Below are 21,279 nucleotides of genomic sequence, written 5' to 3' on the forward strand. Positions count from 1 at the left end.
GCAAAACGGCGCCTAGCGGCCTTTTGAGTGAGAAGCTGCGGCGCAAGGCGGACCCTCGGGGCCTGCCAAGGCAGCGCCGGTGGCGTAAGGCTGACCCTGGGACGGTGCGCATTGTGTCCGCCCGATGGGGCATAATGGCTCCATCGGGCAACACGCGGGCGCGGGTTCGCTGAAAGGGGTTTTCGATGGGCAGATCGGCAGGCGGCGGTGGCGGCTCCCGAGGCGGAGGCGGCTTTGGCGGCGGAGGCCGAAGCTCTGGCGGATTCTCCGGCAGGCGCGGAGGCGGCGGAAGAAGTTTTGGCTCCCGTGGGTTCGGCGGCGGGGGAGCGCCGTGGGGCGGCTTTCGTCCGCCGCGACCCCCGCGCAGGGTCTATTACGGCGGGGGAGGCGGTTTTTGGCCCTTCCTCGCCGGCTGGGGCATCGGCAGGGGCTCATCTGCCCGTCGTGCCGCCGCAGCCGGACCGATGCCGCCCACATCGTGCGGCGACCCCGAGCGCAACAACGGAGCTGCGCGCGGCTGTCTCATCGGCATCGTGGTGGTGATTGCCTGCTTGCTGCTTTTTATGGTCATGGCACCGGGGCGCTCGTGCTCGATGTTCTCGGGCGGAGATGTCACGGCATCCACCCATACGCGCGAGCCACTGTCCGCCAGTGCAGTCAACGAGACGGCCTACTACACCGACGAGAGTGGCGACTGGATCCGCAGCCCCTCGACGCTCGAGCAGGGACTTCGCGCTTTTCAGGAGAAGACCGGCGTCCAGCCCTACATCTACATCCTGCCGAATGGCACCACAACATCTACCTCAGAGCTTACCAAGCGGGCCGAAGAGCTCTATGACACACTCTTTACCGACGAGGGGCATTTTCTGCTCGTTTTCTGTGACGACGGCAACGGCTCCTTCAACTGCGGCTATACGGCTGGGTCGCAGGCAAAGTCCGTTATGGATAGCGAGGCGGTCGGTGTTCTTGCCGATTATCTCGACCGGTATTACCAAGACCTCTCGCTAAGCGAGGAAGAGATCTTCTCCAAGGCGTTTTCGAGCACCGCCGACCGCATCATGTCGGTCACCACCTCGCCCATCGTTTATGTGGCGATCGCCGGGGCGGTGGTTGTGGTGGCCGTGATCGTGGTCGTTGTGGTGCGCCGCCGCGCGGAGGTCCGCCGCCGCGAGCAGGAGCACTTGGAGGAGATGCTCAACACCCCGCTCGAGACGTTTGGTGACGCTAAGCTCGACGATCTGGAGGAGAAGTACCGCTCGTCCTCCTCAGAGCAGTAGCGGCGCTTGCGCAGCGGGCTGACGGGGTACAAGAGTGGCTATATCGCGCGCGGGGACCGGCCTGCGCGCCCGGGCGATGCCCGGACCCGATGTGAGGGGAGCCCAAATGGGAGTGCTCGACCGTTTTGCAGACATCATCAAGGCCAACGTCAACGACTTGCTCGACCGCGCGGAGGACCCCGCCAAGATGGTCGATCAGTATCTGCGCGACCTTACCGAGTCGCTCGCGGAGGTTAAGCATGAGACCGCTGGGGTGATGGCCGAGGAGGCCCGCACGGCGCGCGCCGTGGCCGAGAACAACAAAGAGATCGAGAAGTACGCGGGTCTTGCGCGTCGGGCGCTGCAAGCCGGCAACGAGGACGATGCCCGCACCTTCCTTGCCAAGAAGCAGCAGCTTGAGGCTAAGGGCGAGAGCCTGGGCACGGCTGCCGAGGCTGCCTCGACAAACGCCCAGAGGATGCGCGACCTGCACGACAAGCTTGTGAGCGATATCGAGACGCTGCGTGGTCGGCGTGAGGCCATCAAGGCCAAGGTCGCCGTTGCCAAGACGCAGGACAAGGTCAACAAGGTGAGCTCAGCCGGTGATGGTGCCGCTGCCGCCATGAGCGCCTTTGACCGCATGGAGGCACGGGCGGACGAGATGCTCGACCGCTCCAACGCCATGAGCGAGCTCAATGCCACGCCCGAGGATGCGGCGGCTGCGCTGGAGCGCAAGTACGCTGAGGCCGGCTCGACGGCCGCGGTGGATGAGGAGCTTGAGGCGATGAAGCGGGAGATGGGGTTGTAGCTCTTCGCTTGATAAGTTGACTGACCTGATCGCCCGGGGAGGGCGGGTCCCCATGAGGTTCGGCGCCTTCGGCTCGCTGCGCGCTCACCTCACGGGGACCCGCCCTCCCCGGGTTGCTGGTACGTTGTCGCTTCGCTCCAACGTTGGGGGAAGGGCTAAGGTTGCAACTCGAACGTTGGGGGTGGGGTCGGCTTGGGTGCGCGGTCCCTGACCCGCTCTTCGGGCTTAGGCGTTGATGCTGGTGAACTCCTCTAGGGGGATGCGCCTTGCTTCTCGCTTGATGGGGTCGGCGATCGTGTCGGCTGGGTAGCCTAGGGTGAGCATCGAGATGGGGTCTGTACCCTCGGGGAGGCCAAATTCGGCGCGGGCGATGTCGGGGTCGAACATGCAGACCCAGCAGGTGCCGAGGCCAAGCTCGCAGGCCTGCATCATCATCTGGTCGACCACGATCGAGGAGTCGATGAGGGCGGCGCTCATGCCGTCGCCCCTTCGCATCCACGCGTCTTCAGTGCGGGCGCAGGCAAGGATAACCACCGGTGCCCCAAAGACGCTGCCGTCTTTAGCAAAGTGGTGCGCCGCACGCGCCGCCTTCTCGCGCAGCTCGGGCGTGTCACAGACCACGATGCGGGTAGGGTGGTTGTTATGGGCGGACGGAGCGACACGTCCCGCCTCGACCACCGCAGCAAGCACCTCAGGTTCAACGGCGCGCGACTCATAAGAACGGCACGAATACCGAGCAAGCGTAAGATCAGCAAAAGACATAGGTTCCTCCCAAGTTGAAGGACATTCTCACCGCATTGTACCGCCCATAAAAACTCGTGACAGGAACAACGCGTATGAGGAAGCGTCGTTCAGCCAACTCAACGAGCCCAGAAACCCATGCATCCCCTCAGTGCGGACAAGCCATAGTTCGAACCCGCGAGGCTCTACCTGCCTGTAGCCCGCGCAGTATCCTTCCACCCCTATTGAAGCGTGGGAGACAAGGCTGATGCCGGGAGCCCCTGCCGCCCACTGGGCAGTGAGTCGCGAAGCGAGCCGCAGGCGCCGAACTGCCCTGTGGGCGGCAGGGGCTCCCGACATCAGCCGATGCGGGCCCGACTGTGCTACAATCTCCCTCCGAAGCGGGCCAGACGGTCGCGCGAGGACGCTTTGCGCTCTCGTGAGGAAAGTCCGGGCTCCACAGGGCAGCATGCTGGCTAACGGCCAGGCGGGGCGACCCGACGGAAAGTGCCGCAGAAAAGAAGACTCCCACCTGCGCACAAGCGTAAAGGGAAAAGCTGAAACGGTGGTGTAAGAGACCACCAGCGCCGCGGCGACGTGGCGGCTGGGTAAACCCCATGCGGAGCAAGCGCGAATAGGAGCGCGATGGGCCGGCCCGGTCCGCGCTCGGGTAGCGTGCGAAGAGCCGCGCGGCAACGCGTCGGCCAAGATAAATGACCGTCCGCGACAGAACCCGGCTTATCGGCCCGCTTCATATCTTGCCTCCGCCGCCCGCGGCAGGGTGTTTTGATTCCGCTCAAGGCGTCAGATGTACGTAAGGTAAATGTAAAGGCTTCGTAAGCTCATAAACCCCCTCTATAGAACGGGCAGGTCAGAGCGCTGCCGCCTGCCGGCGCCGCGTGCCGGGGAGCGACAAATTGTCAGCTCAACATCAGAATCACGTTAAGAACCGTTAAAATGTTTGCGGTTTTGTGAAACAGTGCGCCTCGGCGCATCACGTGAGGGAAAAGAGCATACGTGGACGTTTCGCTAGGGCTGTTCCTGCAAGAGGTGGTGGCAAACCCCATCCTCGCCATCACCGTGTTGCTCACGCTCGGTGTCATCTTCGTCAACGGGTGGACCGACGCGCCCAACGCCATCGCAACCTGCGTTACCACGCGCTGCATGAACGCCCGTCCGGCGATCATCATGAGCGCCATCTTCAACTTCATGGGCGTGCTCATCATGACGCACATCAACGCCTCGGTGGCCTCAACCATCTCCAACATGGTCGACTTCGGCACCGATACGCAGATGGCCCTCGTGGCGCTCTGCGCGGCCCTCTTCTCCATCGTGGTTTACAGCGTGGGCGCCTCGATCTTTGGCATTCCCACGAGCGAGAGCCACTCGCTCATTGCCGGCCTTACCGGTGCCGCGCTCGCCACGCAGGGCGGCCTCGACGGCGTGAACGGCGAGGAGTGGGTCAAGGTCATCTACGGCCTCGTGCTGAGCTTGGCGATCGGTTTCGCCCTCGGCTGGGGCATCTGCAAGGGGCTGACCATCTTGTGCCGTAACATCGACCGGCGGCGCGCCAACGGCTTCTTTACGGGTGCGCAGATTTTTGGTGCGGCGGCCATGAGCTTCATGCACGGCGCGCAGGACGGCCAGAAGTTCATCGGCGTGCTGCTGCTCGGCGTGGCCTTCTGCAACGGCCAGCCCGATGTCTCCGGCGCGGTCATCCCCGTGTGGCTCATGATTCTCTGTTCCACGGTGATGGGCATCGGTACGAGCGTCGGCGGCGAGAAGATCATCAAGTCGGTGGGTATGGACATGGTCAAGCTCGAGAAGTACCAGGGCTTCTCGGCCGACCTCGCGGGCGCCATCTGCATCCTGCTCTCCACGGTCTTCGGAATCCCCGTCTCCACCACGCACACCAAAACGAGCGCCATCATGGGCGTCGGCGCGGTCAAGCGCCTCTCGGCCATCAACTTTACCGTGGTGCGCGATATGGTGCTCACCTGGATCTTCACCTTCCCGGGGTGCGGCCTCATCAGCTTTGTGATGGCCAAGATCTTCCTCATGGTGTTCTAGGCGAGTTATCTCTTTAGGTTGGACGGATCGGCGCGGCGCGGCCGCGTCTTCGCAAGGTTGCGATCAGCGATTGGGAGGCAATCTGCCATGGCAAGAAAGAATGACGCGTTTTACTACGACTCGTTCCGCGAGCACGCTGCGCTCTCGTGCAAGGCGGCCGAGCTTCTGCACGAGGTCATGAGCTCCTATAACGTGGAGGAGTTCAAGGCCGCGGTGGACAAGATGCACGCCATCGAGCAGGCGGCCGACGAGAAGAAGCACGAGATCAACGACGCCCTCGTCACCGCCTTTGTGACCCCGATCGAGCGCGAGGATATCGCCTTGCTGAGTGAGAATCTCGATACGGTGACCGACCGCATCGAGGGCGTGCTGCACCGCCTCTACTTTGACAACATCACCGAGATTCGCGATGATGCGCTCGAGCTTTCCGAGATGATCGTGCGCGCCTGCACCGAGATGGCCGCGCTCCTCGAGGAGCTTCCGCAGTTCAAGCGCTCCAAGACCCTGCGCGAGCACGTGATCGCCATCAACTCCCTCGAGGAGGAGGCCGACCACGCCTACATCCGCGCCATGCGCCGCCTGCACACCACCTGCACCGATCCGCTGACGGTCTTTAGCTGGCACGAGGTCTACACCTTCCTGGAGTACTGCGTCGACAGCTGCGAGCACGTAGCCGACACGGTGAGCAGCATCGTAATGAAGAACTCGTAGCGGCGTTTCGCATGCAGCGATGGGCGCCTGCGGCGGGAGCCCCACCTTCATCCTACGCTTCGGACAGTCCTGACTCGCGCGGAGGCGCCACTGGCGCCTCCGGCTCATGCGGAACTCGCGTAGGACGAAGGTGGGGCTCCCGCCGCAGGCGCCCATCGGCATTTTGTCCACGGGTGCCCTTGTAACGAGTTGACGTTCCAACTCATAATAGGCTGCGGTATTGCACATGTTTGTTATCGTGTCGAATCACTCATGCGGCAGGTCGCCGGTCGGGGTCTCCTGTTAGGGTGAATCGCGAAGCGAGGCCGCAGGCCGCTGAGCCCTAACAGGAGACCCCGACCGGCGACCGGTGGGATGCGTATAGGGAGGGTACCGTGGAGAGCTATCTTACGCTGCGTGAGGGCGTTGAGGCGGTTGGGGAGTTTGAGGATCGCCGTAGCCGCTTTATTGCGCAGCTCGTGCATGTCTCTTCTGAGGAGGAGGCTGCGGCGCACCAGGCTGCGGTGAGGGCGCGGCACTTTGATGCGCGGCATAACGTCCCTGCGTGGATTCTCGCAAACGGTACGGAGCGCGCGAGTGACGATGGCGAGCCGCAGCGTACGAGCGGTCTTCCCACGCTTGAGGTGCTCCGCGGGGCGGGGTTGCGCGATGTCTGCTGTGTGACCACTCGATACTTTGGCGGGACGCTTCTCGGTCCCGGCGGGCTCGTGCGGGCCTATACCGCGGCTGCGCAGGCGGCCATCGCTGCGGCGGAGCGCGACGGCCAGGTGGTAGAGATGACGAGCGTGCTGCCCGTTTTGCTCACGGTGCCCTACGCCCGCTACGACCAGGTGCGCGATCTGGTGGAGCGCACGGGTGGCAAGATCGCGGATACCGCCTATACCGATGCGGTGGCGCTCAGCCTCGTATATAAAGCGGGAGAGGAGCGCCCGTTTCTCGATCTGCTAACTGAGCGCTTTGCCAATACGCTTGAGCCGAGTGTGGGCGAGCCTAGGTTCGCGGAGTTCTAGAAGGGCCGCTGCCTGTTCCGTCTCGTTCGCATCGTATCATCCAGTCAGCATACTCAAACAAAAACGGACCCCGCACGCGTGTGCGGGGTCCGCTGCATCTCGGGCTTACATCCGAGCTTGGGAGTTATTAGCCCTGGTAATCGACGACATCGATCCAGCTCAGGAGGAACTCCTCGTCGACCTTGCGACCGCGCGCGAGCTCGGAGGCGGCGACGATGCTCATCCACTGGCGGACGACCTGCATCGGCATGTCGGCGCGCTCGCAGTAGAGCTCGAGGTAGGCGTCGGCCTGCTCCTTGGAGTGCAGGGCAAAGAGCAGGTAGGTCATTGCGGCGTCGGCGGCAGGGGAGCCCTGGGTGGCGTGTGCCCAGTCGCAGACGTAGAACTCGCCGTCGTCACCCACGATGACGTTGGTGGGGTTAAAGTCGCCGTGGCAGACATAGCCCTTGCTCTTGAGGCCGTTCAGACGCTCGAGCAGGTTATAGCGGGTGGTCGCGTTGATCTGCTCGAGGGAGTTGATCATGCGGGTGTACTTGTCAAACTGACGGTTGAGCTGGGTGCAGGTGTAGCTGTTGATCTTGATCTGCAGATCGACAAACTGCTCCAGGTACTCGCCAAAGCGCTGGGGCTCGGCGTCCATCTTCTCGGCGAGGGTGACGCCGGGAACCTTGCTCGTGATGAGCGCCCAGCCGCCGTCATCGAGCTGCGTGACCTCGAGCGCCTTGGGGCTCGGGATGCCGGTCTCGTTGATGCGGGCGAGGTTAAGGGCCTCGTTAAAGACGTCGGAGACGGGCTTGGTCTCGTTAAAGACCTTGGCGATCTTGTCACCGAGGTCGTAGACGACCTTGTTGCCACGGTGGACGAGCTCGACCTTGGAATCGGGAAGCATCATGACGTAACCGTCCTTTCAATCAGAAATCAGGATTGCGACCTGACGTAATGGTACCCCGTCGCAAAAAGCGCCGTCCGCGTTGGCGGCGAACGGCGCTCTGTGCTAGGTAAACGAACGGGTACCGAGCTCCGTGCGCCTTACGCCTCGTAGGACTGCGGCTCGCGGCCGTAGTACGCGTCGAGGTAAAGCTCCTTGATCTCGCTCATGAGCGGGTAGCGCGGGTTGGCGCCCGTGCACTGGTCGTTGAACGCGTTCTCGGACATCTCGTCGAGCGTCTCGAGGAAGTACTTCTCGTCCACACCGTAGTCGGCGATGGTCTTCTTGATGCCGATGGTGTCCATGAGCTCCTCGAGCTTGGTGATGAAGTTCTCAAAGACCTCGCGATCGTCGGCGCCGGTGCAGCCGCAGTAACGGCCGAGCTCAGCGTAGTCGTGGAGCGCGTGCGGATACTGATACTGCGAGAAGGTGCCCATCTTGACGGGCTTCTCGGCGGCGTTGTAGCGCATGACGCGCGTCAGGATGACGGCGTTGGCCAGGCCGTGGGGCAGGTGATGGTAGGCACCGAGCTTGTGGGCCATGGAGTGGTTGAGGCCGAGGAAGGCGTTGGCAAAGGCCATGCCGGCGAGGCAGGAGGCGTTGTGCATCTCTTCGCGGGCGTGCGGGTCGCTGGCGCCCTTCTCGTAGGCCGCGGGCAGGTTCTCAAAGACGAGCTTAGCGGCGCGCATGGAGAGGCCGCGCGTGTAGTCGGAGCTCATGATGGAGACGTAGGACTCGATGGCGTGGGTCATGACGTCGATGCCCGAGGCGCAGGTGAGTCCCTTGGGCGCGGTCATGGCGTTGTCGACGTCGACGATGGCCATGTTCGGCATGAGCTGGTAGTCGGTGATCGGCCACTTGATGCCGGTCTCGGCGTCGGTGATGATGGCGAACGGCGTCACCTCGGAGCCAGTGCCCGAAGAGGTCGGCACGGCGACGAAGTAGGCCTTCTTGCCCATCTCGGGGAAGGTGTAGACGCGCTTGCGGATGTCCATGAAGTCCATGGCCATATCCTCGAAGTTCGCCTCGGGGTGCTCGTACATGAGCCACATGATCTTGCCGGCGTCCATCGCGGAGCCGCCGCCGACGGCGATGATGAGGTCGGGTTCAAACAGGCGCATGCGCTCGACGCCCTTCTCGGCGTCCTGCAGGCGCGGATCGGGCTGGATGTCGTAGAACGCGTCGTGCGCGATGCCCAGCTCGTCGAGCTTGTCCTCGATGGCACGGCAGTTGCCGTTCTTGTAGAGGAACTGGTCGGTCACGATGAAGGCGCGCTTCTTGCCCATGACGCGGCCGAGCTCCTCGATGGCGACGGGCGTGCAGCCCTTCTTGAAGTAGATCTTCTCGGGAGCGCGGAACCACAGCATGTTCTCGCGGCGCTCCGCCACGGTCTTGATGTTCAGCAAGTGCTTCACCCCAACGTTCTCGGAGACGGAGTTGCCACCCCAGGAGCCGCAGCCCAGCGTGAGGGACGGCGCCATGGCAAAGTTGTAGAGGTCACCGATGCCGCCCTGGCTGGACGGGGTGTTGATGACGATGCGGCAGGCCTTCATGGTCTCCTCGAAGAGGGCGATCTTCTCGCGCTCGGCAGGGTGCACGTAGAGCGAGGCGGTGTGGCCCGGGCCGCCGGCGAGCACGAGGTGCTCGGCCTTGTCGACAGCCTCCTGGAAGTCCTTCGCGTGGTACATGGCGAGCACCGGCGAGAGCTTCTCGTGGGAGAACTCCTCCTTGAGCGGATCGGTGGAGGTGCACTCGACGATCAGGATCTTGGTCTTGGCCGGAACCTTGATACCGGCAAGCTCGGCGATCTGGGGAGCGGGCATACCGGGGATGCGGTGATCGAGGGCGCCGTTCTTGAACATGGCCTCGCGCAGGGCCTCGAGCTCCTTGCCCTTCTTGACAAAATAGCAGCCGCGGTACTGGAACTCGGCCTTGACCTCGTCGTAGATCGAGTCGAGCGCGGTCACGGACTGCTCGCTCGCGCAGATCATGCCGTTGTCGAAGGTCTTGGAGTGGATGATGGAGTTGACGGCGAGCTTGATGTCAGCCGTGTCGTCGATGACGACGGGGGTGTTGCCGGCGCCGACGCCGAGGGCGGGCTTGCCGGAGGAGTAGGCGGCCTTCACCATGCCGGGGCCACCGGTGGCGAGGATGATGTCAACGTCGCTCATGAGCTTGTTGGTGAGCTCGAGGGAGGGCTGATCGATCCAGCCGATGATGCCCTCGGGGGCGCCGGCCTTGACGGCGGCGTCGAGCACGACCTTGGCGGCGGCGATGGTGCACTTGGCCGCGGCGGGGTGCGGGGAGATGATGATGGCGTTGCGGGTCTTCAGGCAGATGAGGCACTTGAAGATGGCCGTCGAGGTGGGGTTGGTGGTGGGGATCACAGCGCCCACGATGCCGATCGGCTCGGCAACCTTGGTGATGCCATAGGCCTCATCGCGCTCGACGACGCCGCAGGTCTTGGTGTTCTTGTAGGCGTTGTAGATGTACTCGGCGGCGTAGTGGTTCTTGATGACCTTGTCCTCCACGACGCCACGGCCGGTGTCCTCGACCGCGAGCTTGGCGAGCGGGATGCGCTGCTTGTTGGCAGCCATGGCGGCCTCGTAGAAGATCTTGTCGACCTGCTCCTGCGTGTAGGTGGCGAAGACCTTCTGGGCCTCACGCATGTGCGCGAGCTTGGCCTCGAGGGCGTCGACGGAATCGATGACCTCAGGCGCGGCTGTTGGTTTTTTCACCATGTGTCTCTCCTCGTGACTGGTGATTTACCCTACGGCCTTGATTTTAGCAAGTAAGAACTCGGTGAATGGCAAGATTCTGGTAAACGGTACATTAAAACGTTTCATTTATTTGGAGCGTTTCAATTTTGAATGAGGGGGATTGGCGGCGAATTTGACAGCGGATACCCGGGTGGATGGGAGGGCGGAAACATTGCCTGACGCGCGGACGAACGGACTTGCCGGTTCGCCGGAAAAGGGGTCGGTCGAAGCGTCACCGCCGGCCGGTGGTAATTCCTTCTATTAGAACGAATTGGTCAAGTGCAACCCTTCAATTGACTGATTCGTTCTAGTAGAAGGGATCGGACATTGTTGGTAGAAGGATTTAGGCAGGCGACGTTGTGCTGGCGGAAAGGGTCGGCCAACCAACGACACCTTGGTGAGAAGCCAGGCCGGCGCCGGCGGGCCTTGAGGCAGAATGGGTCAGACTGGATCGACGGTATGCTGTCGGGAGGAGTCAGGCTGGTGCGCCGTTGTGCCGGTAAAAGGTATCGGGCAGGCGGCGCGTCATATCGGTGGAAAACCGTTCGGGCGATCTCAGTGCCCGCCGCCGGCCATCATCTTGACGGCGTGGCCGAACTGGTCGGCCACGGCCTCCCAGCACTCGCGCGCGGCCTTGGTCGAACCGGGAAAGTTCACAACGAGGGTGTGCCCGCGCTGCATGCAGCGGGCGCGCGAGAGCATGGCGCGGCGCGTCTTGGTGAGGGAGTAGGCGCGCATGGCCTCGGCGATGCCGGGCACGTCGCGCGGGCAGACGTCGGCGGTTGCCTCGGGTGTTACGTCACGGGGCGAAAGGCCCGTGCCGCCGCAGGTGATGACGATATCGGCCCCCTCATCGGCGGCGGCGCGGATCGCCTCGGCGATCTGGGCTCGGTCGTCGCGTACGACCACATGGCCCGTACAAACCCAGCCGGCATGGGCGACGAGCTTCTCCAAGGCCGCGCCCGCCTCGTCCGAGGCGAGGTCGCGCGTGTCCGAGCATGTGACGATGGCGAGCTTGACCGCCGGCCCCTCTGCGTGCATGTGGGCCTGCTTCATCTCCGCCGCCATTAGAGTTCAGCCCCTTCGGGGAGGTCGATGCGCACGCACGTGGCCTCGTCGCCCGCCGTGTAGCCCTGCAGGCCCTCCGGGACCATGAGCAGGCAGTTGGCGCGATGGAGCGTGCCGAGCAGGGCGGAGTTCTGCGAGCGCTCCTCGGTGACGGTGGCCTCGCCCGTCTCGGGGTCGCGCGCCACGCGGGCCCGGTCGTAGAAGCGCCGCTCCTGCCGTTTGCGCACGTTGTGGGTCACACGGGCGCGCTCGAGCGGCCGCTCGAGCAGGGTGTGGCCGCGCATGGCGCGGATGGCCGGGCGCGCGAGCATCTCAAAGCCCACACAAGCGGCAGCCGGGTTGCCCGAGAGCCCGAGGAAGGGCACGCCGCGCACGAGCCCAAAGGTGATGGCCTTTCCGGGGCGCATGGAGATGCGGTCGAAGAGCACCTCGCCCTCGCGCTGCACCAGGGCCTCGATGTAGTCGTAGTCGCCGGCGGAGGCGCCGCCGCTCGTTACCACAAAGTCGCAGCTCTCGACCATTTCGAGCACCGCTTGGGCAATGGCATCCTCGTCATCCGCCACGATGCCGAAGAATCGCGGCTCCGCGTCCGCGTCGAGCGCGGCGGCCATAAGGGCCGGTCCGTTGGCGTCGCGGATCTGCCCTCGCTGGGGCTGCTCCGTGGGCGGGACGAGCTCGGTTCCCACCGAGAGGATTCCCACCCGCGGGGCCCGGCGCACGGCGACCTCCGCCACGCCTGCCGAAGTGAGGAGCCCCGCACCCGCTGCGGTCACCACCTCGCCGGCATGCATGATAACGTCGCCCGCATGCGCTTCGAGGCCCGCCTCGCGGATGTTTTCGCCCGGTTTCGCCGGCGCCCGGAAGGTCGCGAGGGCACCCTCGTTGCCCGAGCCGTCGCCACCGGTGACCTCAACGATCTCGTACTTCACCACGGCGTCGGCACCAGCGGGTACCGGGGCGCCCGTCATGATGCGCACCGCCTCGCCAGGGCTCACCTCGCCGGTAAAGACGTGGCCCGCCGCCTCGTGGCCCGTGACCTTGAGGGTGACGGGGCGTGCGTCCGAGGCGTCCGCCAGATCGGCCGTGCGTACCGCATAGCCGTCCATGGCGCTGTTGGCAAAGGGGGAGAGGTCGATGTCGGTGGTGGCGTCGGCTGCGAGCGGCAGGCCCACGGCCCGCCATGCCTCGAGGTGCTCCTCGGGCATGGGGTGTATGTGCTCGAGCACGATGGCGCGCGCTTTTTCGACCGAGATCATCTGCTCAGACATCGCGTTCCTTTCTCACGTGGCCGGGGCTGCCCTGGCGGCGGGCCCGGGATGCGCCGGTTCGATTGCTGCTCGGCGAGCCCGCGCTGGGCTGTGCGGACGCAGCGCCCCGAGGCGGAATCTCGCGGGGGTTTGGCCGAATACAGCCGACCCCCTCTGATAGTAACAACCGATTGGGGCGCCGTGCCGGACGAGCTAGCGCCCCTTCGTCAAGAGGCGAACCGGGCTCGCCAAGATTGAATTATTCTCAAGTGAGTATAATATAGAACAGCACTCTCGTTGCGAAGCGGAGGAGGGGCGGCATACGTTGCCCCGCGCATTCGCAGAGAAAGGAGTAATCATGTCGCGCGCAACCTGCTCTCGCCGGAAGTTCGTGGCCCTCGGAGGTGTTGCCGCGGCTGCCGCCCTAGCGGGTTGCAGTTCGCAGACCGATTCAGACACGTCGGCGACCGGCTCTATGCCTGTTAAGGGTGACGCGACCGCCGATGACGTTGTGAATCTCCAGATTTTTGCCGCCAACTCGCTCGAGAAGGCCCTGCCCGATGTTGAGTCGCTCTACACCGAGCAGACCGGCGTGACGTTTGCCGACACGCAGTACAAGGGCTCCGGCGACTTGGTGGAGCAGATGCGCGGCGGCGCTCCGGTGGACATCCTCATCACCGCTTCCGCGGGCACTATGGACGATGCCGCCGAGGACGGGCTCATCGATGACGATACGCGCAAGGATATGTTTACCAATGAGCTGGTGATCGTCCGTGCGATGGGCAGCGACGTAAAGGTGGATTCGCTCGAGGACGTGGCCTCCGTCGAGGGCAACATCGCCATCGGCGAGCCGGGCGCCGTGCCCGCCGGCAAGTACGCCAACCAGGCGCTTGCGAGCGCGGGGCTCTATAGCAACGTCGAGGGCGAAGACGGCAAGTACGCCTCTTCGATCGCCGATCGCGTGGTTGAGGCGGACAAGGTCGGAACCGCAGCGCAGTATGTCGCCACAGGCGACTGCACCATCGGCTTTGTGTACTCCTCGGACGTCTATCGCTACGACGGTATCGAGATCGCCTATACCTGTCCGGCGGAGTCGCACCAGCCGATCGTCTATCCGGGTGCAGTTGCGGCCTCCTCAAAGCAGGCAAAGGCGGCCGAGGAGTTCCTCGACTTCTGCATGACCAACGAGGATGCACTCGGCGTGTGGGCCGAGTACGGCTTTGAGCTCGCTTAGCGCGGCTCTAGCTACCGAAGAAGCATGTGCCGTATCCAGCCATGATGATTAACGCCGTACCGACCGCCATGTATCGCTGGGCCCGCGGCCTTGCGTGTGTATTGCTCGCGCTCGCGCTGGTATGCGCGGGCGCGGCTGCTTGCTTGGCGCCCATGCCTGCGTGGGCGGAGGTTGAGTCGGGGGCAGAGGAGGGGAGCGCCCTCGATGCGGACTCCGGCTTGGGCGTGATCGGCTTTACACGCTATCAGCGCGGTGCCGCGCGCCCGGTTGCGGGCGAGGACGTGGGCTATCGCTTCCCCCTGCCCGCGGGCGCCAACCTCGTTGCCCTGAACACCCCGGAGCATCTGCTTGTGTACGTGGCGCCCGAGGCGGCGGAATCCCTAGAGCTCGACCTTGCGGACCCCGCCAGTGCGCAGGCGGTTTTTGAACTTGTTGCTACGCTCGACGATGAGGCCTCGCATGGCGGCGGGCGCATGTCTGACGAGGCCGGCAGCAAAAGCCTCGTGGTAACGAGCGACCCGAGCGTTAGCGTGGGCGCCTACACCTATATCTTTTTCATCGAGGCCGGGGGGCGCGCCTATTGCGCGGTGCAGCCCGCCGGCCTTGCCGCGGGCGCCGCGCCCACCGAGGCGGCCGAGGCCATGGGGCTCGATCTGGGCGAGGGCGCCGGGTGGTGCGACGGCGGTACGCTCGTCTCGGCCGAGGACGTGGCGCCCGCTGTGGAGCCTGGTCCGTTCGACCGGTTTCTCTCCTCTATCTCCCATGTTGACCTGAGCCCCCTTTGGGTCTCGCTCAAGACGAGCTTCACCGCGCTCGCCATCACCTTCGTGCTCGGGCTCTTGGCCGCGTGGCGGACCATGGGCACCTCGAGCCGCCTCAAGGGGCTCCTCGACTCCGTCTTTACCATCCCCATGGTGTTGCCGCCCACGGTCTGCGGTTTTCTGTTGCTTCTGCTCTTTGGGCGGGCCACGCCGGTGGGCAGGTGGCTCATCGAGCATGGGGTGTCGCTCGTCTTTACCTGGGAGGCCGCCGTTATCTCGGCCGTGGTGGTGAGCTTTCCGCTTATGTACCGCACGGCGCTCGGCGCCTTCGAGTCGCTCGACGCCGCCATGCTCGATGCGGCTCGCACGCTCGGCTGGAGCGAGGGCCGGATTTTCCGCAGGCTTATGATGCCCCTTGCCTGGCCGTCCATTGCGGCGGGGACCGTGCTCGCCTTTGCGCGCGCAATGGGCGAGTTTGGGTGCACGCTCTTTTTTGCCGGCAACTACGCGGGCGTTACGCAGACGATTCCGATCGCCATCTACTTTGAGTGGATGAGCGGCAACACCGATGTGGCGATCTTCTGGGTCGTCGTGGTGATCGCGCTCAGCTTTGCGGTGGTGCTCCTCATCAACCTCTACGCGGCGCGCTCGCAGCGCTATCGGATGCGCGGCGGCATTGCCCGGGGGCGGGCACGGCGGCGGGCGCCGGGGGTGGTTGCCTCTGAGGGGGATCGAGGCGGCGTCGTCGGCGCGGATGAAGATGCCGAGGCAGGCGGAGACGTGCTGCGCATCGACCGTGAGGCGCTCCGCGAGCTGCTTGGCGAGCCGGCTGGGGGCTCGGGCGCGGGCCGCCACGCCGCCGACGATGCGTCCGCGCACCCGAAGGGAGGCCGCTGATGTCGCTCTCGCTCGATATCCGCAAGCGCTATCCCGGCTTTACGCTCGACATGCAACTCGAGGCGGGGGAGGAGCGCGTAGCGCTGCTCGGTGCCTCGGGGTGCGGCAAGAGCTGCACGCTCCGGTGCATCGCCGGCGTGGAGACGCCTGACGAGGGCAGGATCGTGGTTAACGGCGTTACGTTCTTTGATTCGGCGAGGCGCATAAACCTCTCGCCCCAGAAGCGAAAGTGTGCCCTCCTCTACCAGAGCTACCAGCTCTTTCCCAACCTCACGGTGGCCGAGAACGTCTGCGCCGGCATGGACCGCGCTCGCCCCGCCCCCGAGCTCCGCGCGCTTGCGGAGCGCTACCTCGCGATCTTTGGCATGGAGCGGTTTGCCGAGCGCTACCCCGCTCAGCTCTCGGGCGGGCAGCAGCAACGGGTGGCGCTCGCCCGCATGGTGGCCGCGCGTCCGGGCATCTACCTGCTCGACGAGCCGTTCTCGGCGCTCGATGCCTACCTCAAGAGCGCGCTTGAGCAGAACCTCCTTGACCTCTTTGACGTGGTGGGTTCGACCGTGCTCTATGTGAGCCACGATATCGACGAGGCCTGCCGCCTGTGCGACCGCATCTGCGTGGTGCACGAGGGGCGCGTGGCCGAGTCGGGGACGCCCGAGGAGCTCATGCGCCGCCCGCAGACGCTCGCGGCGCTCCGGCTCACGGGGTGCAAGAACACCTCGCCGGCGCGCAAGGTGGGCGAGACCGTGGTTGAGGCGCTCGATTGGGGGATGACCTTCGACGTGGGGGCACCGGTGCCCAACGACGTGGCCTACCTGGGCGTTCGCGCGTCGTACTTCCATCGTGACAACCGTCGTGCGCCCGGGCGCAACACCTACGACCTCACCGTGGTGCGCGTGAGCGACGCGCGTTTTGAGCGGCTGGTGCTGCTTGAGCCCCCGCGGGCGGACTCGCCGCACCTCCTGCAGTGGAAAGTGAACCTGGTGGGTGCCGACCGGGATGCACTGCCGCGCGAGGGCGAGACGCTCCGGATGCACTTTGACGCGCGGCGCATCCATCTGGTGAGTCGCTAACGAGTGCGGCCGCGGCCCCCGTCACACCGCTTGCTCGGCTGCGCGGCCCCGCGAGGCGGGCTGCGGTATCCTAAGGGCGTTACGACCGCTTACGTTGAGGAGGATTCATGAGCAAGACCGCCGTTGTTTCCGACCAGGCGCCCGCCGCGGTGGGCGCGTACTCCGCCGGCATCTCCGCGGGTGAGACCGTTTACCTCTCGGGCCAGCTCGGACTCGACCCTGCCACTGGTGCCCTCGTGGAAGGTGTTGAGGCCCAGGCGGCCCAAGCGCTGCGCAACATCGGCGCTCTGCTCAAGAGCGAGGGGCTCGACTACGGCGACGTGGTCAAGACGACCGTGCTGCTTGCGAATATCGACGACTTCGCCAAGGTCAACGAGGTGTATGCGACCTTCTTTGCCAAGCCCTACCCGGCGCGCAGCTGCTTTGCCGTGGCGGCGCTCCCCAAGGGTGGGCTTGTTGAGATCGAGGCGACGGCCGTTCGCGACTAGGGGCGACCGGGCGTCGGCGCCCTCAGCCGCACTGCCGGCTACATTGTGCCGAGCAGCGTGTTCTTAAGGATCGCGAAGCACTCCCGCAGCAGGTTGTTGGGGAGGTACCACGGCGTTGAGTACGCCGGGATGCCCCAAGTGTGCTCGAGGCCCTGGTGCTCGGCAATCTGCAGCGCGCGGTAGACGTGGAAGTTGTTGGTGACAATCCCCACGCGGTCGCGCGCGGGGTCGATGAGCTTGCTCGCAAAGGCGAGGTTCTCGGCCGTGGTGGTCGAGCGGTCCTCCCGGATGATGCGCTCGGAGTCTATCCCGGCATCCACGAGCCAGGCGGCCATGCAGTCCGCCTCGGACACGGGTTCGTTGTCGCCCTGGCCGCCGCAGGCGATCGCCTTCGTCTCGGGATGGTCCGCGAGGTAGTTGCGGGCCGTCTCGAGGCGATGACGGAGGACCTCGGCCGGCGTGCCGTCGGCGCGCACTTGGGCGCCGAGCACGAGCAGGTAGTCGAGGTCGTCGGGCGTCTCGGTGCGGTCCGCCGTCATGATAAAGGTGCTGAGTGCCACGGTTGCGACCACAAACACCACCGTGATGGCGCTCGCCGCGATGCGCGCCATGCGCACAGCGGCATTCTCCGGAGCGAGGAGGCTCGCGATGCCGGGGACGAGACACACCGCGGCGATGACGTACCACACAAGAAAAAACGAGCTCCCTGAGTTTACGAGCATGATGGTTGTGCCATAGAGGGCGCACGCGGCGCCAAAGACGATGAGCGCGATGGCCATGGAGCCTCCTCGCTGGTGGGTGCGTTTGATTTTGCGTGTCCATTGTTGCATAGAAGTGCGTGGTTGCCGCCGGTAGGTTATCCCGCGCCTGCGCTCCGGTGCCGGTGTCCGCGCTCGCCCCCTGCGGCGCTCGTCACTGCCGTTCCCGCCTCCGGCGTCCGCCGCGCCCTCCGCATATCAGCGTTTTGAAAAGAAGTGTCAGGATCCTGCAGCTCACTTGTCCGAACGAGTGGTCGCGCGTATCGTGGTGGGCGTGTGTTGTCGTTGGGAGGGCTCATGCCTGCAGGATTGCTTCCGATTATCTACCTCGCGTTCATCAGCCTCGGCTTGCCCGATTCGGCGTTGGGCTCCGCTTGGCCGACCATGGCGCCCGGATTTGGCGCGGGTGTGTCGTGGGTCGGTCTTGTCACCATGATCATCGCGGCGGGGACGATCGCGTCGAGCCTCATGTCGGTTAAGGTAGTCGATCGCTTTGGCACGGGGCGCGTGACCGTCGCGAGCGTCTTTCTTACCGCGGCGGGTCTCGTGGGCTTCTCCCTCTCCGATGCGTTCTGGCAGCTCTGCGTGTGGGCGATTCCCTACGGGCTCGGTGCGGGCGCGGTCGATGCGGCGCTTAATTCCTTTGTGGCCGTGCATTACGAGTCGCAGCACATGAGCTGGCTCCACTGCATGTGGGGCGTGGGCGCGAGCGGCGGGCCCGTCATCATGGCGCAGTGCATCGGCGCGGGGTCGTGGTCGCTCGGCTTTATGGTGCTCGGCGGCATCCAGGTGCTCATTGCCGTGGTGCTCACGGTCTCGCTGCCGCTGTGGAAGGACCGCACGCTCCCCAAGCCGGCTGGCCGTGGCGCGGGCGATGGGTTGGGCGACGGCGCAACGGAGGAGGGCGCTCTTGCCGTGAGCCGGCGCGACCTTCTGCGCCGCCCGGGCGTGCTCGCCGTGCTGGTCTGCTTTTTCTGCTATTGCGCGCTCGAGACCACCTGCGGCGCGTGGGCGGCCACGTACTGCACGCTCGCGCGCGGGATCCCGGCCGAGACGGCGGCCGCCTGGGCGTCGCTTTTCTATATCGGAATCACCATCGGGCGCGGCGTGAGCGGCTTTATCTCCATCAAGGTGGCCGACCACAACATGATTCGTCTGGGTCAGGTGCTCGTTGCGGTGGGCGTTGCCTGCATGTTGCTGCCTCTGGGTGACGGTGCGCTCGTGGCGGGGCTCGTGCTCACCGGCCTCGGCTGCGCGCCGATCTACCCCTCGATCATCCACGCCACGCCCGCGCGATTCGGCGACGACGCGGCGCTCGCGCTCACCGGCATGCAGATGGCATTCGCCTATGTGGGATCGCTGGTGATGTCGCCGCTCTTTGGCGTGCTCGCGCAGCTCATCAGCCCTGAGCTGTATCCGTTCTACCTCGCGGTTCTCTTGGTGGTGATGATCCTCTTTGCCGAGAAGCTCAACCGCGTGGTGAGCCGCCGCCGGGCGCGCGCGGCATAGGGGCGGCAAGCCTGCCGGGCTGCGCCGTACGGATGGCGGTGTTACAGAAGCCCGCTCGGCGGATTGATGAGTAGCTCACCCGCGAGTTGGCGCTGCACGGTAAGCGCTGCGGACATAGGCGACAGAAGGGGAGTCACCATGACGGAACGGGAGAAGATGGAGCAGGGCGCCTGGTACGATCCCGGTGCAGACTGGGAGCTCCGCGAAGCGCGGCGCCGGGCGGCGGACCTCGCGTTTGCTTACAACCAGACGCAGCCGAGCGACCGCGACCGCCAAGGCGAGCTCTTGCGGGAGCTCTTTGGTCATGTGGGAGATCACGCGAGCGTGCTTGCGCCCCTGCAGGTCGATTACGGATACAACGTGTCGCTCGGCAACCGGTCGTTTATCAACCACGGGGCTTACCTTATGGATTGTGCACCGATCACGATTGGCAACGACGTCTTTATCGGCCCCAACCTCGGCGCGTACACCGCTCAGCATCCGCTGGTTGCCGAAGAGCGCAACCTCGGGGTGGAGCGGGCATTACCCATCACCATCGAGGACGATTGCTGGCTCGGAGGCGATGTCAAGATCATGCCGGGTGTGACCATCGGCCGCGGCTGCGTGATCGGCGCGGGGAGCATTGTCACGCGCGACGTGCCCGCCGGGCATCTTGCCGTGGGCGCGCCGTGTCGGGTGGTTCGCGCTATCACCGACGAGGACCGGATCGGGCTGTAACGGCGGCAGCATTCGCGCATCTCGTGAAAGCGTTGCCCCGGCTGGCGTTTGGCCGTATACTACTGGCTCTGGACGTCGGGACGTGGCGCAGTTTGGTAGCGCGCCTGCTTTGGGAGCAGGATGTCGCAGGTTCGAATCCTGTCGTCCCGACCATATGCGGGCGTAGTTCATCGGTAGAACCTCAGCCTTCCAAGCTGATGAGGCGGGTTCGACTCCCGTCGCCCGCTCCATTGAGAGACGAGCCCGGTGCCCACGCGGCGTCGGGCTTTTTGCTACCGCGTGCCGGGAGTCGAACCCGGGAGGGTGCGGAACAGAGCCGGCGGCATCGTTCGTGACCGATTCCGCGTGCGTTGTTACATCGTCGGGCCATTCGCCGACATCTTCCCGCTCCCGCACCGAGCGTGTCCGTACCATAGGGCTGTGTGTTGCCGGACACGACGGCAACGGGAAGGAAGGAGATCCGTATGAGGGCCGTTCCGGCGATTCTGTCCGTGTTCTGCTTGTCCGCCGTGCTCCTTACGGGGTGCAGCCAGGGCGCGTCTGCAGGCTCCACGCCGTCCGAAGGGTCCACGCTCGCGGCGGTGGAGGAGGAGACCTCCGAGCCCGCCATGGAAAACTGGACGGAGAGTGCATTCTACGAGCGCCCCGTCACCGAGGTCATCTCCGATCTTGAGCTGCTCTCCTTTGAGGTGGCGGATGCGTACTACGACGGCAGCGAGGAGTACGGCTACAGTTACTTCTATATCACCCTGACCGGCGAGCTCAACCAGCCGCTTGTCGAGGGGGCGAGCGAGTACCTGCAGATCTCGCTGACCATCGATCATCCGGTATTCACGAGCGACTCTGAACAGACCTTGGAGGCGCTCGACCCCGCGACCATCGTCACGGGGGTCGATGCCATGATGTACCACCCCGAGGTCGATCCTTCGGAATGGGAAGGTCTGGCGCAGCAGGCGATCGACGCGTTCGGTCTTGAGCCTATGACGAGCTCCTCAACCGATGTGAGCCCGTTTGACGAGAACAGGATGCTCGGCAACTACACCGGACCCTCGACGTTTAATGGTCAGGAGGCCGAGTACATGATCATCATCTCCTCGTCTAGGGAGGGCGGTGACCTCCCTGAGCCTGACAAGCCGCTCTTCATCGACGTTTCGCTTTTCTTTATAGCTGCAACCGAGTAGGAAGAGCTGCTTCATTCGCGGTCGTTCTCCTGCTCATCTACCCCCGCGAGCCGGGCGTGGCCATAACACCGCCCTGTCCGCGGGGGC

General features: G+C 64.8%; 18 protein-coding genes, 2 tRNA genes and 1 other RNA gene. 15 read left to right on the forward strand and 6 right to left on the reverse strand.

The genetic code is table 11. The features are described 5' to 3' along the window. The first annotated feature begins 464 nt into the window (after positions 1 to 464). A complete protein-coding gene (locus tag B5G20_RS10360) occupies positions 465 to 1,277 on the forward strand; it encodes a hypothetical protein (protein WP_158094409.1) in 813 nt (270 codons plus the stop codon). Positions 1,278 to 1,383: 106 nt separating this feature from the next. Then, positions 1,384 to 2,064 (forward strand): PspA/IM30 family protein, encoded by a 681-nt coding sequence (locus B5G20_RS06340; RefSeq protein WP_087355952.1) that lies wholly within the window; start codon positions 1,384 to 1,386, stop codon positions 2,062 to 2,064. Positions 2,065 to 2,289: 225 nt separating this feature from the next. Here B5G20_RS06340 and B5G20_RS06345 read toward each other — a convergent pair whose 3' ends face one another. Further along, positions 2,290 to 2,826 (reverse strand): nitroreductase family protein, encoded by a 537-nt coding sequence (locus B5G20_RS06345; RefSeq protein WP_087355953.1) that lies wholly within the window; start codon positions 2,824 to 2,826, stop codon positions 2,290 to 2,292. A 356-nt stretch (positions 2,827 to 3,182) separates the two neighbouring features. Here B5G20_RS06345 and rnpB point away from each other — a divergent pair. The 4 genes from rnpB (at position 3,183) to B5G20_RS06365 (ending at position 6,575) form a co-directional block, all read left to right on the forward strand. Continuing rightward, an RNA gene (gene rnpB / locus B5G20_RS06350) (RNase P RNA component class A) lies at positions 3,183 to 3,541 on the forward strand. A gap of 260 nt (positions 3,542 to 3,801) precedes the next feature. Next, positions 3,802 to 4,854 carry an inorganic phosphate transporter gene (locus tag B5G20_RS06355; RefSeq protein WP_087355954.1) on the forward strand — a complete coding sequence of 351 codons (1,053 nt, stop codon included), beginning with the start codon at positions 3,802 to 3,804 and terminating at the stop codon, positions 4,852 to 4,854. 87 nt (positions 4,855 to 4,941) lie between these two features. Continuing rightward, positions 4,942 to 5,565: a DUF47 family protein gene (locus tag B5G20_RS06360; RefSeq protein WP_087355955.1), complete on the forward strand. Its 624-nt coding sequence runs from the start codon at positions 4,942 to 4,944 to the stop codon at positions 5,563 to 5,565. Between the two features lie 374 nt (positions 5,566 to 5,939). After that, a complete protein-coding gene (locus B5G20_RS06365) occupies positions 5,940 to 6,575 on the forward strand; it encodes a YigZ family protein (RefSeq protein WP_087355956.1) in 636 nt (211 codons plus the stop codon). Positions 6,576 to 6,702: 127 nt separating this feature from the next. Here the strand turns inward: B5G20_RS06365 and B5G20_RS06370 are convergent, their stop codons facing one another. The 4 genes from B5G20_RS06370 to glp all read right to left on the reverse strand — a co-directional run bounded on the left by B5G20_RS06370 (position 6,703) and on the right by glp (position 12,598). Next, complete coding sequence (locus B5G20_RS06370) at positions 6,703 to 7,467, reverse strand: aminoglycoside phosphotransferase family protein (protein WP_087355957.1); 765 nt, start codon at positions 7,465 to 7,467, stop codon at positions 6,703 to 6,705. A gap of 137 nt (positions 7,468 to 7,604) precedes the next feature. Beyond that, on the reverse strand, positions 7,605 to 10,244 hold the full coding sequence (adhE, locus tag B5G20_RS06375) for a bifunctional acetaldehyde-CoA/alcohol dehydrogenase (RefSeq protein ID WP_087355958.1): 2,640 nt from the start codon (positions 10,242 to 10,244) through the stop codon (positions 7,605 to 7,607). 573 nt (positions 10,245 to 10,817) lie between these two features. Further along, complete coding sequence (locus tag B5G20_RS06380) at positions 10,818 to 11,330, reverse strand: MogA/MoaB family molybdenum cofactor biosynthesis protein (protein ID WP_239286904.1); 513 nt, start codon at positions 11,328 to 11,330, stop codon at positions 10,818 to 10,820. Further along, complete coding sequence (gene glp, locus B5G20_RS06385; RefSeq protein ID WP_087355959.1) at positions 11,330 to 12,598, reverse strand: gephyrin-like molybdotransferase Glp; 1,269 nt, start codon at positions 12,596 to 12,598, stop codon at positions 11,330 to 11,332. Before glp ends, B5G20_RS06380 begins: the two co-directional genes overlap by 1 nt. Before the next feature lie 337 nt (positions 12,599 to 12,935). Between glp and modA the strand changes: the two genes are divergently transcribed. The 4 genes from modA to B5G20_RS06405 all read left to right on the forward strand — a co-directional run bounded on the left by modA (position 12,936) and on the right by B5G20_RS06405 (position 17,027). After that, a complete protein-coding gene (gene modA / locus B5G20_RS06390) occupies positions 12,936 to 13,811 on the forward strand; it encodes a molybdate ABC transporter substrate-binding protein (protein ID WP_087355960.1) in 876 nt (291 codons plus the stop codon). 152 nt (positions 13,812 to 13,963) lie between these two features. Beyond that, positions 13,964 to 15,469, forward strand: a complete 1,506-nt coding sequence (gene modB / locus B5G20_RS06395; RefSeq protein WP_239286905.1) for a molybdate ABC transporter permease subunit — start codon at positions 13,964 to 13,966, stop codon at positions 15,467 to 15,469. Beyond that, positions 15,469 to 16,539, forward strand: coding sequence for an ATP-binding cassette domain-containing protein (locus B5G20_RS06400; RefSeq protein WP_087355961.1), 1,071 nt, complete (start codon positions 15,469 to 15,471; stop codon positions 16,537 to 16,539). Before modB ends, B5G20_RS06400 begins: the two co-directional genes overlap by 1 nt. Positions 16,540 to 16,646: 107 nt before the next feature. Continuing rightward, the gene (locus B5G20_RS06405) at positions 16,647 to 17,027 is read left to right on the forward strand and encodes a RidA family protein (protein WP_087355962.1); all 381 of its coding nucleotides are present in this window, start codon (positions 16,647 to 16,649) and stop codon (positions 17,025 to 17,027) included. 38 nt (positions 17,028 to 17,065) lie between these two features. Here B5G20_RS06405 and B5G20_RS06410 read toward each other — a convergent pair whose 3' ends face one another. Further along, entirely contained in the window at positions 17,066 to 17,806 is a 741-nt protein-coding gene (locus B5G20_RS06410) for a YdcF family protein (protein ID WP_158094410.1), read from the reverse strand. Between the two features lie 276 nt (positions 17,807 to 18,082). Between B5G20_RS06410 and B5G20_RS06415 the strand changes: the two genes are divergently transcribed. The 5 genes from B5G20_RS06415 to B5G20_RS06435 all read left to right on the forward strand — a co-directional run bounded on the left by B5G20_RS06415 (position 18,083) and on the right by B5G20_RS06435 (position 21,192). Further along, the gene (locus B5G20_RS06415; protein WP_087355964.1) at positions 18,083 to 19,294 is read left to right on the forward strand and encodes an MFS transporter; all 1,212 of its coding nucleotides are present in this window, start codon (positions 18,083 to 18,085) and stop codon (positions 19,292 to 19,294) included. A 138-nt stretch (positions 19,295 to 19,432) separates the two neighbouring features. After that, a complete protein-coding gene (locus B5G20_RS06420) occupies positions 19,433 to 20,011 on the forward strand; it encodes a sugar O-acetyltransferase (protein ID WP_087355965.1) in 579 nt (192 codons plus the stop codon). A gap of 76 nt (positions 20,012 to 20,087) precedes the next feature. Next, a tRNA-Pro gene (locus B5G20_RS06425) sits at positions 20,088 to 20,164 on the forward strand. A 3-nt stretch (positions 20,165 to 20,167) separates the two neighbouring features. Then, positions 20,168 to 20,241: transfer RNA gene (locus tag B5G20_RS06430), tRNA-Gly, on the forward strand. Between the two features lie 234 nt (positions 20,242 to 20,475). Further along, positions 20,476 to 21,192: a hypothetical protein gene (locus tag B5G20_RS06435; protein WP_087355966.1), complete on the forward strand. Its 717-nt coding sequence runs from the start codon at positions 20,476 to 20,478 to the stop codon at positions 21,190 to 21,192. Positions 21,193 to 21,279 lie beyond the last annotated feature (87 nt).

This window comes from Collinsella sp. An7 (genome assembly GCF_002159335.1).
In the GTDB taxonomy this organism is placed as follows: Bacteria; Actinomycetota; Coriobacteriia; order Coriobacteriales; family Coriobacteriaceae; genus Coprousia.